General features: G+C 63.3%; 10 protein-coding genes. 8 read left to right on the plus strand and 2 right to left on the minus strand.

Features of this window, described 5'->3' with window-relative positions; all coding sequences use genetic code 11:
* The first annotated feature begins 62 nt into the window (after positions 1–62).
* The 8 genes from N4261_RS10815 (at position 63) to N4261_RS10850 (ending at position 11,186) form a co-directional block, all read left to right on the plus strand.
* The gene (locus N4261_RS10815; protein ID WP_261760151.1) at positions 63–635 is read left to right on the plus strand and encodes a hypothetical protein; all 573 of its coding nucleotides are present in this window, start codon (positions 63–65) and stop codon (positions 633–635) included.
* A 37-nt stretch (positions 636–672) separates the two neighbouring features.
* The gene (locus N4261_RS10820; RefSeq protein ID WP_261760152.1) at positions 673–1,155 is read left to right on the plus strand and encodes a BLUF domain-containing protein; all 483 of its coding nucleotides are present in this window, start codon (positions 673–675) and stop codon (positions 1,153–1,155) included.
* 1 nt (position 1,156) lies between these two features.
* Complete coding sequence (locus N4261_RS10825; RefSeq protein WP_261760153.1) at positions 1,157–1,861, plus strand: hypothetical protein; 705 nt, start codon at positions 1,157–1,159, stop codon at positions 1,859–1,861.
* Positions 1,862–2,108: 247 nt separating this feature from the next.
* A complete protein-coding gene (locus N4261_RS10830; protein ID WP_261760154.1) occupies positions 2,109–3,902 on the plus strand; it encodes a DUF1800 domain-containing protein in 1,794 nt (597 codons plus the stop codon).
* 16 nt (positions 3,903–3,918) lie between these two features.
* Positions 3,919–5,379 carry a DUF1501 domain-containing protein gene (locus tag N4261_RS10835; protein ID WP_261760155.1) on the plus strand — a complete coding sequence of 487 codons (1,461 nt, stop codon included), beginning with the start codon at positions 3,919–3,921 and terminating at the stop codon, positions 5,377–5,379.
* A gap of 81 nt (positions 5,380–5,460) precedes the next feature.
* The gene (locus N4261_RS10840; protein ID WP_261760156.1) at positions 5,461–6,915 is read left to right on the plus strand and encodes a choice-of-anchor D domain-containing protein; all 1,455 of its coding nucleotides are present in this window, start codon (positions 5,461–5,463) and stop codon (positions 6,913–6,915) included.
* 618 nt (positions 6,916–7,533) lie between these two features.
* Entirely contained in the window at positions 7,534–9,750 is a 2,217-nt protein-coding gene (locus N4261_RS10845) for a winged helix-turn-helix domain-containing protein (RefSeq protein WP_261760157.1), read from the plus strand.
* A gap of 281 nt (positions 9,751–10,031) precedes the next feature.
* Positions 10,032–11,186 (plus strand): Fic family protein, encoded by a 1,155-nt coding sequence (locus N4261_RS10850; RefSeq protein ID WP_261760158.1) that lies wholly within the window; start codon positions 10,032–10,034, stop codon positions 11,184–11,186.
* A gap of 248 nt (positions 11,187–11,434) precedes the next feature.
* On the opposite strand, the gene N4261_RS10855 is transcribed toward N4261_RS10850, so the two are convergent.
* Both N4261_RS10855 and N4261_RS10860 read right to left on the minus strand, forming a co-directional pair.
* Complete coding sequence (locus tag N4261_RS10855) at positions 11,435–11,971, minus strand: pyridoxamine 5'-phosphate oxidase family protein (RefSeq protein WP_261760159.1); 537 nt, start codon at positions 11,969–11,971, stop codon at positions 11,435–11,437.
* A gap of 70 nt (positions 11,972–12,041) precedes the next feature.
* The gene (locus N4261_RS10860) at positions 12,042–12,620 is read right to left on the minus strand and encodes a DUF4337 domain-containing protein (protein WP_261760160.1); all 579 of its coding nucleotides are present in this window, start codon (positions 12,618–12,620) and stop codon (positions 12,042–12,044) included.
* Positions 12,621–12,707: the final 87 nt, after the last annotated feature.

Raw genomic sequence — 12,707 nt, forward strand, 5'->3', positions numbered from 1 at the left:
AAGCGAGTTCATTCCGTTGATTTATGACTACTTACAGACGCACCGAGCTTGGCAGGGAGGCCATGCGCCAACGCACCACTGACCTGCCACGAAATCTTCGTACCCTGCTGTTCGCGGTAGATGGCCGCACCGACTCCAAGTTTCTCGAGAGCAATCTGTCGTCGTTTGGTGACTTGCCTTTGTTGTTCAAGGAACTTGAGCAAGCGGGCTACATCGAGCAGGTGCCATCCTCAAAGTCGTCGTCTGGCAGCAGTACGAAATCTGCCCAGAACAGATTCTCGACGACTTTGCCGGCCGAGGAGGCTCATGAATGGGCGAGAAGAGCGGAAACCCGATCTTCTCGTGAGAGAAAAAACGTCTATCAACCCGCGCATGGTTCATCGGTCACCGGTGGGAATGAAATGAATCCGCGGGTGGCTGAATACCAGCTCAAAGCCGCCGTGAATCTGATGAGTGATTTCGTTGCCATCCATTTCCCGGAAAGGCAGCTTGAAATCGTGCTCGAACTCGAGCGCCTGAGTTCCGTTGAAGCATTGGCTCGGCAGATGCCCAGCTACCTGACTTTGATCAAGTCGTTGGGTGAAGTCTCTCGCCAGCATCTGAAGGAATTGCAGCTGCTGCTGTCCAGTAATTGATTATTTTAAAAACCGAATCCACATTCAAAGGGGTCTCATGCTCGTACGACTCATATATGCCAGCACTGCCAAGGAAACCGTAGACATTCAGGAATTCAAACGCATCTTGCTGCAAGCCCAGGGGAATAATCAGCGCCGCGATCTCACCGGCATGCTGGTGTTCAACAGCAAGGTGTTCTTGCAGGCATTGGAGGGCGACCGGGACAAGATCAATGATCTCTATGGCCGGTTGATGAGAGATCCTCGCCATCACAGCCTTGCGATTCTCAAGTTCGCTGAGATTGAAGAGCGCCATTGGGCCAATTGGTCCATGGGCTTTGCCGCGCCCAATGCGGACAACCGCGCGCTGTTTCTGAAGAATTCCACGCAGAGCGTGTTCAATCCTTACGGGATGGGGGCGAATGCTGTCGAGAATTTGCTCATGCGGCTGGCCAGCTCGGCGATTGCACTCACTGCACCGCGCACGGAAGTCGACGCCCGCAAAGAGGGCGGCGTCTTCGCGCGTTTTCTGAAGAAGTGAAATGAAATCTCACCCCGTAACTGAGGAGCTGGCGACGGTTGTCTTCAAGCGGACGAGATTGGCTGATGCCAAACTGCGCCACGATACGGCTTCCGTCCCAGCGCATTTGAGAACCTTGCTGCTGGCCATCGATGGGCGCCTGACCGTGGAGCGCTATGTTGCCTTTCTGAACTCACTGGCGCCATTGAGCCCGAAGTTTGTTCAACTCGAAGCACTCGGGCTGGTGCAACGCACCCGGCCCCCCAGCGAATCCACCCTTGGCGCGCCACCGCCATTATCGAAGGTCGAAGCCACGCTATGTGATGTGAAAACCTTGCCGCTCCGAGGCAGGGGCTTGGATCCCAATATCGTGGCGGCCATCGAATCCGTTTTTTCGGTCGACCAAGGCCGATCGTCTGTGCCAGTCGGGCCGCCTGCAGAGAAATTGAATGCAGGAGCAGCCCGCCAGGCTGATGATCATCTGGATTGCGAGGAGACGTTGAACCTCGTCAAAAAGGAGATGAGTCGCTTCATCTCAGAAACCATGGAGCTGAAATCGATGCCGCTTTCACAATCCATTCAGATGATCACCACCACCAGACAACTGCTTGACGAGTTGCCCGACTATGCGCAGCTTCTGGCGCCCCTTGGTGAAGCGGCGGCGCGGCACATTGATCAACTTCATCAATTGCTGCAAAAGAACAAGCGCCCGCTAAAGCCTTCTTGAACGCCCGCCCAGCATGGCGGTTGGAGATCGGCCTCTCGAAGCTGGCGTGACGCGGTCCGTCATCGTCTCCTCGCGCTCGACCCAACTTCAAGCGGGATGAACCGGTCGATCCGGCGCCGTTCGGCCGGGCCGATCGTGGTCCGCTCGCTGGGCATGGGTGCCTTCTGAGCCTCCAACTTTCCACATCACACGACCGCTGGGCGCCGCGAGTTCAGGCGAATGGAGCGTTCGTTGAACTCCGCTCGACGTGCCTTGGCGTCCTCGCCAACATCCTGGTTGCACTGACTCGCTTGAGGAAGCAATGATTGATTCTCCGGAAACAATGAGCGAAGGCTTGATCACTGCTACCGCGTGTAGCGACGGCCTGGAAATCCCCAGTGAACGCCCTGGCAGCCAACGCCTTGACGCTGCCGCGCTGGCCGCCCTGGCCGTTGCCACACTGGCGGGCTGCGGCGGCGGCAACGGCAGTGGTGCCGAGGACAAGGCGTCGCCCCCCAAGGTGGGCGGAGAGCCTGGAGGAGGTTCGTCGCCACCCACGGTCGGCCAAGAGCCTCCGCGACCCGTCGAGCTGGTGCCTCGCAGCGATGAAGACGGGGTGCGGTTCCTCCTTCAGGCGCAGTTCTCGGCCAGTCCTGAGCAGGTCGCCTCGGTGCGCGCCAAGGGATACCGCGGTTGGCTCCAGCAGGAGTTCGACGCACCTCGCAGTCCGCCGACCTACGGTGGAGCGATCGACAGTGCGGTTTGGGGGCAGCTCATCGGTGCGTCCGACGCGGTCCGCATGCGCCTGGCGTTTGCGCTCAGCGAGGTGTTTGTGGTGTCCGCGAACGGCATGACCGAGCCCGCCAACCAGTTGATGACCGGTTATTGGGATCTCCTGGTGGACGGTGTGACGGCGAATTTCCGCACGCTTCTGGAAGACATCACCCTCAATCCGGCGATGGGTGCCTACCTCAACACCAAGGGCAATCTGAAAGAGGACGCGAACGGCCGACAACCCGACGAGAACTATGCGCGGGAGGTGATGCAGCTCTTCACCATCGGCTTGACGGCATTGAATCCGGACGGCTCGCCCAAGCTGGATGCCGACGGCAAGCCGATGGCCAACTACACGCAGGACGACATCGTCAACCTCGCCCGAGTCTTCACCGGGTACAACTTCAACAGTGCCTTGGCTGACTGGCCGCGCCGGCCGATGATCGTGAACGAGGCGAATCATTCGAAGCTCGAGGCCAAGTTCCTTGGCGTGACGGTGCCTGCCAACACGCCGTCCGCCGCAGCGCTCAAGATCGCGCTGGATGCGCTCTACCAGCACCCCAACGTCGGGCCGTTCATTGGTCGCAAGCTCATCCAGCGCCTCACCACGAGCAACCCGAGCAAGGCCTATGTTCAGCGCGTGTCGGAAGCGTTCGCCAACAACGGCGCGGGTGTCCGGGGCGACATGCGGGCGGTGTTCAGCGCCATCTTGCTGGATCCCGAGGCCCGCGATGCCTCCGGCCTGAGCAATCCGACCTATGGCCGGCTGCGCGAGCCGATTGTTCGAGTGGTTCAGTGGGCAAGGACATTCGGTCTGACGTCGCCGCAGAACAAGTGGGAGCTGGGCGATCTGACGGAACGGATCGGACAAAGTCCCCTTCGTGCGCCGACGGTGTTCAACTTCTTCACGCCGGATCACGTGCCGTCGAACAGCGGTGCCGCCGCCAGAGGTCTGGTGGCGCCTGAGTTCCAGATCATCGACGAATCGACGATTCCGGATTACCAGTCCTACATGGTGAGCCGCGTCTCCTCCCCGCTGGAGACGGGCAGTCCTCCCCCGGCCTATACGGAGGAAATGCGCGTCGTCCTTGATGCAAAGGCGTTGGTGCGAAGGCTCAACCTGCTGTTGGCTTCCGGGCAGATCTCTGCCGAGACCCTCTCCGTGATGGTTCGGGCGCTTGAGCAAAGCGCGCTGACCGCCGAGAGCGCGGAAGCGGGCAAGTTGAATCGAATCTACGCGGCCGTTCTCATGATCATGAGTGCGCCCGAATACCTGATCCAAAAGTAGAACCAGGAAGGACGCCATGCATCACATTGATCCGAAGAAGCTCGCGCGTCGCGCGTTCCTCCAGCGCGCGAGCCAGATGGCCGCGCTCGGGACGGCCATGCCCCTCGGTTTGACGTTCGCCGCCATGGGCGACGCGGCGGCGCAGTCCTCCGGCAACGACGACTACAAGGCCTTGGTCTGCCTCTTCTTGTTCGGCGGGAATGACGATCCGCACACCTTCGTGCCGCACGACCTGGCCAGCTACCTGAAGTACAGCGCCATTCGCGGGGGGAGCGGCGAGGCCGGCGGTGGCATCGCACTGCGGCGAAGCGACCAGGCCAGCACGGTCATGACCGTGGACCAGGTCGCGAACGGGCGCGTCTATGCGATGAACCCGCTGATGAGGGACCTCTGGACGCTTCAGAACGAAGGCAAGGTGGCGCTCCAGCAGAACGTGGGACCGCTCATCGTGCCGTTGACGCGCGCACAGTACTTTGACGACCCGAAGAAATTTCCGCGGCCGGGCAACCTGTTCTCTCATGACTCGCAGGTCGCCACATGGTCCAGCTTCGAACCCACGGGGCGGGAAGCCGGCTGGGTCGGTCGGATCGGGGATCTGATGATGGCCCAGAACCCGACATCGTTCTTCACCACTGTCTCGGTGTCGGGGTCGATGACGATGATTTCCGGGCGCTCGGCCCGCACGCTCAATGTCGGAAACGGGGTCAACGCCGCACCGATTCACGGGCTCAGTTCCAACGGACCCATGCTGTTCGGTTCGTCGTCGGTGACGGCTGCGCTCGAACAAATGGCGAAGCAGGCGAGAACCCATGTTCTCGAGAATGACCTGACCAGCCTGAACAAGCGTGCCAGCGATGCGGTCGAGCAACTGAACAAGGTGTACGTCAGAAGCAATCCCGCCCCCTCGACCTTGACGGCGAGCGGAATGCGCAAGCGACTGGGGTCCGTCGCCCGCATGATCGCCGCACGCTCGTCCACATCCGCGCGCCGCCAGGTCTTCTTCGTGCTGCTGGGTGGTTTCGATGTGCATGACAACCTGTTGGTGCGGCAGGCGGCGCTGCTGCGGGATGTCAATGCCGGGGTCTTCGCGTTCCATCGACACATGGAGCAGCTCGGGCTCGGAGACAAGGTGACCTTGTTCACTGCGTCCGACTTCGGCCGGACGATGGCCAGCAACGGCGACGGCACCGACCACGGTTGGGGGGGGAACCACATGATCGTTGGCGGTGCGGTGAAAGGGAAGGAGCGCTATTACGGGAAGACGCCCGTGATCAGCGTGAGCGACGTGGCCACTGGCGATGGCTTTGACGGCCATGTCGGGCGAGGGCGACTGCTCCCGACGACCTCGGTCGAACAATATGCGGCGACCCTCGCCAAGTGGTTCGGGGTCCCGGCCAGCCAGATCCCCGAAATCCTGCCCAATCTGCGGAACTTCGGGGGGACGGACTACCCCATCGACCTGGGCTTCATGCGTTGAAAGCCAATCGTCCGCGCGGGGCCTTCACAGACCTGCGCGGACGTCTTTCGACTTCCACGCGCTGCTAACCGGAGTTCGACGATGCGACGACTCGTGATCGCACTCATCCTTTCATGCCTTTCTCCATGGGCCGGGGCCTTCGCCGATCCAGGTCGTGGGGCGGCGCTCTACGCTCGGCATTGCTTCGAGTGCCATGTCGCCGCGACCAATACAAATAATCTTGCGACCGCCAGGGGCGCGAACTCGTCGCGAACGATCCGCAACGCCATCGACGCCAATATCGGTGGCATGCGATTTCTCACCGGCTTGACCGTCGACGAAGTGGCCGATATGGCGGCCTATCTTGGGAATCTCCCCTCCGATGTGGAGTTCTCGCCCACCCGGGTGAGTGCCGAGAGCGCCTCCGCGACGGTGACGGTACGAGCGAGCACGCTGCAGCCGCTGGGGACGTTGAATTTCGCGCTCAACGGGAGCTTTCGACGGGCCGGTGGCACCTGTGGGAGCCAACTGGCTGCGGGCACGACCTGCAGTGTCGAGATCAAGTTCAGTCCGATGTCGGTCGGGACGCAGCAGGGAAACCTGACGATTCTCCATGACGGCCTTCCACAAGGACTGAGCGTGTCACTCGTCGGTGAGGCCCTGGACAGCGCCGCCGGCACCGGCGCCCGACTCTCTTGGGATGCCGCGACCGATGTGCTTGGCTTCGGTGCGGTGGAACGGGGCGGCGCCATGCGCCAAGAGTCTGTGGGCCTCGTCAACCGCGGTCCCGGTGGGGTCAAGGTGACTGAGATCCTGCTGGCGGGGCCGCATGTCGGGGACTTCACGCTGCCTGCCGATCAAGGCTGTGTCGTCGGGATGACGCTGGCGGAAGGGGCGAGTTGTCGACTGAACATCGGCTTCCGCCCCAGTGACGCCGGGCTTCGCACTGCGACGCTGAACCTGAAAACTGACGCGCAGCAGGCCCTCTCGCTGGGACTGCAGGGGACCGGGATCGGGACCGAGTCCGCCAGTGACAGCGACAGTGGTGGCGGGTGTTCCGAGCGAAAAGGTGACAAGCAGGCTGCTGCCGATCCCACCTTGTTGGCCATGGGCATGGGTGCCTTCGCCATCCTGCTTCGGCGGCGAATTCATGCCAAGCCCCTTCGCTTGCGACTGGCCACATGCTGGCCGCGGGGACGGTGGGCCGGGTGGCTGGGACCTGCCATCGTGGGCGCGCTCCTTGCGGCCTTGCTGCTGTCGATCGGCTCGGTGGGTTCAACCGGCGGTGTCGAGCCTGCACCGATGCGGCCCGAGCGCGTCCACGCGGGGCTGAGCGTGCCCGACGGGCGCGAGACGGTCGCATCGCTGGGCGTGCTGGCGTTCGAGCCGCGCGGTGTCGACTCGACCGGACTCCATGACCTTGGCTCTCCGGGATGCCATCCCACTGAGGCGGGCTCGGCCTGCGAGTTCTCGGGATCGGGATCGGGATCGGGCTCGGGCTCGGGCTCGATGCGAGCGCATCCGGCCGGACCGCTGGATTGGATGGATGAACCGTAGGCCCGGGTCCGCAAGCGGGTCCGGATCCGGAGGCGAGGCTGGGGAACTGCGAGTCGGTCGACCGATGAACTTCCTCCCTGCGCGTCGCGCACGCGAACCGGTCGTACGCAGGCCGTGGCGGCTTGTTGAGCGGCCCTTCCCGCATGGGGAGCAGCCGCTGAGCACAGATGAAACCGGTGCCGGGTCCGTCACGCCGATCAGCGGTATGTTGAGGCTGTTGGGCGGGCGGCGTCTCCCGTGGTCGGGCGTCGAGGTCCGGGTTGACCCAGCTCGAAATGGCGATCAGATTTCACGGATTCGCCGGGCAGTTGGCGACGGGTGGCGCGGCCACCGTACTTCCGCGCGGTAGCGTTTGCCATGGATGCGTGCACTGAGGGTGCGGCATCAGGGGCAGGCCGATGTGGAAAGCCGCCCACCAGGTTCCCGGCAGTGGGCTCGGGTGAGTCGGGACAGCCATCGGGCGTCAGGGCGGCGGCACAGGCTGTTGCCGTGGTCCTGCGAACACCGCGAGGCCTTCCACATCCCTGCTCCTCTGCACGCACCCCGGCGCGAAAGACCGTTCCGGTCTCGTCGCTGGCTTGAGCAGCTGGAAAGGCTTATGAGTTTAAGGAGTGATCAGTGCCAGACGCGTTGAGGGGGCGAAAGCTGCAGTTCGGGAAGTGGATTCTGGACCGCGACCGCATGCAGTTGAGTGACGGTGGCGAAGTGGTGGCACTGCAGCCGCTGGTCTATGCGTTGCTGCTGCACTTCCTGAACAGCGCCGGAAGGGTGGTGGCCAAGGACGAACTGCTCGAGGCGGTCTGGAAGTCGCCTTTCGTGACGGACTCGGCGGTGGCTCGTGCCGTGATGAAGTTGCGAAAGATCGTCGGCGACGTCATCACGACGGTCCATGGCGTCGGCTACCGGTTTGACGAGCATGTGATTGAAGCGGACGGTCCGATGCCCATGCGACCGCAGCCGGCGGAGGCACCCTCGCTCGGCCTTCCGGGACCGGTGTATCGACCGACTGCGATTCTTCGCTTCGTGGATGACCGCATGCCCCATCCCGACCAGGAGGCGGCCGAGGGATTGGCGCGTTGGCTTCACTTTGCGTTCGAACAGGCCGGGTTGGGGCCCTTGCTCCCCATTGGGTCCTCGCTGGCTTGGGTACCCCACGACGGCGATTTGATGGACGTGACGGCGGCTTGCAAGGCGATTGGCGCGCCTTGTGCTCTGGTGTGCCGGTTGAGTCTCGAGGACGGCCAGACGGTGGTCGATGCCGTCTGGGGCTGTGCCTACGGCCTGGTCCACACCCAGCGCGTTGTGGGCGCGACCTTGGTGGCGGCCATCGACCGACTCCTGGGCCTGCTGGGTGGAACGCCGCCCAAACTCATCGGCGACGCCAACGGGGGCGACGAAGTGGTGCAGGCGTTCGTGCTCGAGCGCCAGGGGAAGGAAGAGCAGGCCCTGTCGCTGATCGAATCGCTGGATGCCCAACAACCGAGCGTTGAGCGCTTGCCGATGAGGGTTCGTCTGCTGCGAAAGACGGGCGCACTCGACAGGGCCAAGACGATCGCGACCGAGGCCATGGACCCCGCCGGACCGACGCTGCCGCCGCACGTCAGTCTCTGGCTGCTCATCGAACTCGCCGAAGTGGATACCCTCAGAGCGAGATACCGATCGGCCCGGGAATACTGCGACGAAGCGCTGTCGTTGATCGAGGCCCACTCCGCGCTGAATGAAGCGCTTTCGCATGTCTTGATTGCATTGGCCCAGATCGAACATGCGCTCGGCGACAACGCCGCTGCGACCTTGCTGTGCAGGCGCGCGCTGGAAGTCGCCACGGCTGAAGGCGACCAGGCTGCGATCGTCCGAGCGCATGAGTATCTGGCGTACGTCTTGCCCATCAACGGGCGACATGCGGAAGCCATCAATCACGCCAACATCGCCATCAAAATGGCGACCTTGAGCGACATGCCCACGTTGCAGGCCTCCAGCTACAGCGCGCTGGCCATTGTTCACGGCATACGCCGGGAGCATTCCACCGCCGTGGACGCGGTGCGCAAGGCACTCGCGTTCTGTGGTCCGCATGGCCCCAAGCACACGGTGGTGCGTGCGCGAACCATCGAACTGTGGAACCTGATCTCTGCGAGTCGTCTTGAGGAAGCCAGCGTGGTGGCCGGAATGCCTGAGCTGAAAGCAGCAGGCGGGGAGCAACCTTCGGCCATGGTTGCGACCGCGACGGCGGAGCTGGTGTGGCGGCAAGGCCATTACCTGAAGGCGGTGAGTCAGCTCGCAGAAGTCCTGCGGGTGTGCATCGACATCGATTCAGAGCTCCGTCGCCACATTGCGAAGGAGTTGCTTCAGATGCATCTGAGCTTGGGTCAAGGCGAGCAAGCGCACGAGGTGGCGAAGCTCGCCGAGTCAGACCCCCACAAGTGGAGACGCATGTCCATCGCGGCCCACCTCGCCTTGTTTGAAGGCGACCGCGAGCGCTGTGTCACGCTGCTCCGCGGGATCTGGACGAGGTTCTCGAGCGGGCCCGAGAGTCCTGACAATTCACTCAATCTGGCGTGGCTGTTGTTGGAGGACGGTCAACTGGATGGGGCACCCACCTTCTGGCGTCACGTTCAATCGATCTCGCCCCAGCACGAGTGCGCACGACTGGTGCAGTACCGCTATCGCGTGGCGACCCAGGTGGAGCCATTCGATGCCGAGGTGTGGCGCCGTCTGGTTCTCTCGATACCCGGGCTCAGGTTGCGGCATGGCTGGCTGGCCGATGTGGACCTCGCCTCGGAGGCCACATCGGGTGCGCCAAGAAAACTGTCGGAGCTTGTGAATCAAGCCTGCTGGTAGGTCGGTCGTGGCGCTGCGATCTCGCTGACGGTGGCGCCGTGCTTGGCTGGCATCCGACCATGACCTTGTGGATGGCGAGACAGGCGGTGCGCGTCCGCGTACCCTTGGCGGAATGTCGCCGGCCCAGGCTCCCGGCGATCGAGGTCCGGCCGGCTCGAGGATCGGGTGGTTGCGGGTCTGGCACGCAAGCCGATGAGTAGATTCTCCGTTGAATGAGGGTATTTTGAGATGATTCTGAAAATACCTTATATTTCAATGGGTTGGGAAGAAAGAATCTGCTCATGCGTGACGACATACTGGACCTGGTTCGAGCCGGCGGCCCGGGAGGGCTTGCGGCGGAAGACATCCTGAACGGGCTGACGGAGAAGATCAGCCGGGCCACGCTCAATCGCCATCTGGCGGCGTTGCGGGAAGGGGGCCTGATCAAGTCTGTCGGGCAGGCGCGCGCCACGCGCTATGTCACCACCTCGTCCTTCTCGCGCGCCGACATCGACGCCTATTTCGCCCGTCCCGCCGCGAGCCGTCCCTATGCGCCGTTCCGGGAAGCGTACCTGGAGCCGCAGCCCAACATTGACCGTGAGCGCGCCGCACGTTGCGTCGAGATCCAGGGTCTGGCCAATCCCATGGACCGCAAGTACCTGGCGGCCTTCCTGGTGGACTTCAGCTGGGGCTCCTCGATCCTGGAAGGCAGCACCTATTCGGAGCTCGACACCGAAGCGCTGATCACCTACGGCCAGCGCGCCAAGGACAAGCCGGTGGAGGACGCTTTCCTGGCGCTCAACCACAAGCGGGCCGGTGAGCATCTGTGGACGCACCGCGCGCTTTCTGTCGAGAACCTGTGCGCCATGCATGCCCTCCTGACCGATGACCATGGGCGGGAAGAGCTTGCGGAGTCGGATCACTTTCTTCCGATCGACCAGCGTGGGGTCACCCGGGTCTTCAACGACGTCAATCTGCAGAACTCGGCCTATCTGCCGCCGTTTCGCCCGGGCACCGACCACGCACGAGAGCTGCTCGACCGGATCGTCGCCACCGCGCAGGCGCAGCCGGCGGTGGAGGCGGCGGTGTACCTGCTCACCCGCGTCGCTTATGTCCAGTCGTTCAGCAACGGCAACAAGCGCACGTCGCGTCTGGCGGCCAACATTCCGCTGCTGGCCGAGGGTTTGATTCCGTTTTCATTCGCCGACGTCAACAAGGCCGACTACATCCGCGGCATGGCCGCGTTCTATGAGCTCGGGTCGGTCCATGTCATCGAGCAGACCTTCATCGAAGGCTATGTTCGATCCGTGATCCGCAGCAGCAACCTGCCCGCCAGTCTGCGCACGGCCAGTGCGGATCCGGAGGTGCTGGCGGGCAGCCTGGTCGAGTATGTGAATACCGGCAAGCGGCCCGCATCCGCAAGCGTCGCGACCTTCCTTCGCGCCAAGGCGACGTAGGCCGCAAGGGCCTTGGAGGGGCACCGGCGGATTCTGTCCGCGCCCACCGGAGGCCCGCTGGCCCGCCGCACATGCCACCGTTGCAAGGCGCCCTCCGTGGCGACAACCTGCAGGCGATCAACACCCTCAGCGCCTTCAGCGCCCTGGGCCACATCACCCCGGCGGGCGCGGGCTGAGACGCACCTGTGCTCTCAGCGGGCGCGTCCGCCGGCGTGGCGGGCCCTTCAGGCGGACCCGCCACGCGGTTCTCAGAAGCGCAGAACGCCCTCGATCGAGTCGTCCAGCGTCTTGCCGATGGCCGCACCGATGGCCATCTTGGCGCCGGCGACGAGGTCCCCATGCTTGTTGTCCCAGTAATAGCCCGAGACCAGTTGCACGGCGATGGTGGTGATGCGCGGATCGTCCTTGCCTTCGGTGAACCAGGTCTTCATCAACGGGCTCCAGAGCTCATCGATCTTGGCCGGGTCGCGGGACACGGTCGCGCGGCCGTCCAGCGCCATGAAGCCGGAATGCTCGGTGGCCTGGAAGTACAGCCTCACGTTCGGATCCTGCGCGATTTCGGCATTCTTGTGGCTGTCGGACGCGCTCATGAACCACATCCGGCCGGCGTCGTCGACCTCCAGGGCGCCCATCGGGCGGGTGGTGGCGGAGTCGCTGGTGCTCGCACTGGTGCAGAAGAAGCAGCTCTGATTCTTCTTGATGGCGCTGCGAACGCGCTCGATGGCCTCTGCGCCGCTCAGATCCTTGCGGTTCTCTTCGGGCTGTTGACGATTGATGGAGTCCATGACGTGCCTCGGGAGTTGGAGATCCACTCCTGTGGCAAATGGCGTTCCGCTCGACTTGGCGCCGGCCCGTTCAGAAGTGGAACCAGGCGGCCACCCCGAGCGCGATGCCGACGACACCGGCGATGACGGTGGCGCCCTCCATCCAGCGGCGGCGTGTCAGCAGCGCGATGGCGGCCAGCGCAATGCTCACCTGCAGCACCGTGGTGGCCTGGGCCCAGCGGTGATGCTCATGCAACTGCTCTTCGCTCTTGTGGTCCCACTCGGCGGACTTGGCTTCCAGCGCTTCGGCCTGGGTCTTGATCTCGTTCTTCTCGGACTCGTAGCGGGCGATCTTCTCGCGGTACTTGGCCTTCTGATCGTCGCTGGTGGTCAGGTCCATGGCGAGCTCGGCCATGTTCTGCTTGCTGCTCTTGGCCTGGAAGTAGTTCCAGCGATTGGCGGCTTCGGTCTTGGTGATCGCGGCGTTGTTCTTGTAGAGGCCGGCATTGGCCTGGGTGGCGCCTCCCATGTAGGAGAAGCAAGCGCCGACGGTCGCCAGCACCGCGGTGATCACCGCCAACTGGCCTGCCAGGCCTTTGGGCTCGTGCTGAGCCGCGTGCTCCATCTCATGGTCATGCGGGCCGTGAACGTGGAATTGGCCTCCGGACATTGGGAACTCTCCAGATTTTTCGGGGATGCGGATGATGAACGTTCGGCGTGGAACGGGGAAGGGCGGTGACAGGTGTTGCCTGGTGTT

This window comes from Roseateles amylovorans, assembly GCF_025398155.2.
Lineage (GTDB): Bacteria > Pseudomonadota > Gammaproteobacteria > Burkholderiales > Burkholderiaceae_C > Roseateles > Roseateles amylovorans.

What these genes read in the sequence shown, in the direction of transcription:
- N4261_RS10815 (WP_261760151.1), top strand. Translation starts at nt 63, where the DNA reads ATGCGCCAACGCACCACTGACCTGCCACGAAATCTTCGTACCCTGCTG.
- N4261_RS10820 (WP_261760152.1), top strand. Translation starts at nt 673, where the DNA reads ATGCTCGTACGACTCATATATGCCAGCACTGCCAAGGAAACCGTAGAC.
- N4261_RS10825 (WP_261760153.1), top strand. Translation starts at nt 1,157, where the DNA reads ATGAAATCTCACCCCGTAACTGAGGAGCTGGCGACGGTTGTCTTCAAG.
- N4261_RS10835 (WP_261760155.1), top strand. Translation starts at nt 3,919, where the DNA reads ATGCATCACATTGATCCGAAGAAGCTCGCGCGTCGCGCGTTCCTCCAG.
- N4261_RS10840 (WP_261760156.1), top strand. Translation starts at nt 5,461, where the DNA reads ATGCGACGACTCGTGATCGCACTCATCCTTTCATGCCTTTCTCCATGG.
- N4261_RS10850 (WP_261760158.1), top strand. Translation starts at nt 10,032, where the DNA reads ATGCGTGACGACATACTGGACCTGGTTCGAGCCGGCGGCCCGGGAGGG.
- N4261_RS10855 (WP_261760159.1), bottom strand. Translation starts at nt 11,971, where the DNA reads ATGGACTCCATCAATCGTCAACAGCCCGAAGAGAACCGCAAGGATCTG.
- N4261_RS10860 (WP_261760160.1), bottom strand. Translation starts at nt 12,620, where the DNA reads ATGTCCGGAGGCCAATTCCACGTTCACGGCCCGCATGACCATGAGATG.